The organism is Prevotella sp. MGM1, from assembly GCF_002933775.1.
Lineage (GTDB): Bacteria > Bacteroidota > Bacteroidia > Bacteroidales > Bacteroidaceae > Prevotella.
The window spans coordinates 1-867 of record NZ_BEWV01000183.1 but is presented as its reverse complement, the minus strand read 5'-3'; the positions used below and the strand labels follow the sequence as shown (position 1 = coordinate 867).

The window sequence follows — 867 nt, the reverse complement described above, 5'->3', positions numbered from 1 at the left end:
GGAGCCAGCTCAAACTGGTTTGGCGCCACCTCGTTGTGTCTCGTCTTGCATGGTATTCCCAGTTCGAGGGCACGTATCTCGAGGTCTTTCATGAACGCCTGCACCCTGTCCGGTATCGTTCCGAAGTAGTGGTCGTCCATCTGCTGGTTCTTCGCGCTCTCGTGCCCCATCAGCGTCCTGCCTGTAAGCATAAGGTCCGGTCTTGCCGAGTATAGTCCCTCGTCCACGAGAAAGTACTCCTGTTCCCATCCCAGGTTGCATCTGACCTTTGCCACTTCCGGATAGAAGTATTTGCATACGTCTGTTGCCGCCTTGTCCACTGCGTGCAGCGCTCTGAGCAACGGCGCCTTGTAGTCGAGCGCCTCTCCTGTGTATGATATGAATACCGTGGGTATGCAGAGCGTGTCATCCATTATGAATACCGGCGAAGTGGGGTCCCATGCCGAGTATCCCCGCGCCTCGAACGTGTTTCTTATTCCTCCGTTGGGAAACGAGCTTGCGTCCGGTTCCTGCTGCACGAGCAGCTTCCCGCTGAAGTTTTCCATCATGCCTCCCTTTCCGTCGTGCTCCGTGAAGGCGTCGTGCTTCTCGGCTGTTCCCTCCGTCAGTGGCTGGAACCAGTGGGTGTAGTGGGTCGCCCCGTTTTCCGTTGCCCATTGCTTCATGCCCGCCGCCACCGCGTCGGCTATCGAGCGGTCGAGCCTTGTGCCGTTGTCTATCACGTCGATGAGCTTGGCATATACGTCGGCCGGCAGATACTTGTACATCTTATGCCTGTTGAACACGTATTTTCCGAAATACTCCGATGGTCGTTCCGCCGGTGTCTTTACTTCTGCGGCCTGCTTTTTGAAAGCCTCTTCTACTACC

At 56.2% G+C, this 867-nt stretch carries 1 protein-coding gene; it reads right to left on the bottom strand.

Features of this window, described 5'->3' with window-relative positions; translation table 11 throughout:
• Nucleotides 1-867, bottom strand: an 867-nt coding sequence (locus MoGM_RS07270; protein ID WP_199181775.1) for a glutamine synthetase III, incomplete at both ends; no start/stop codon positions are given.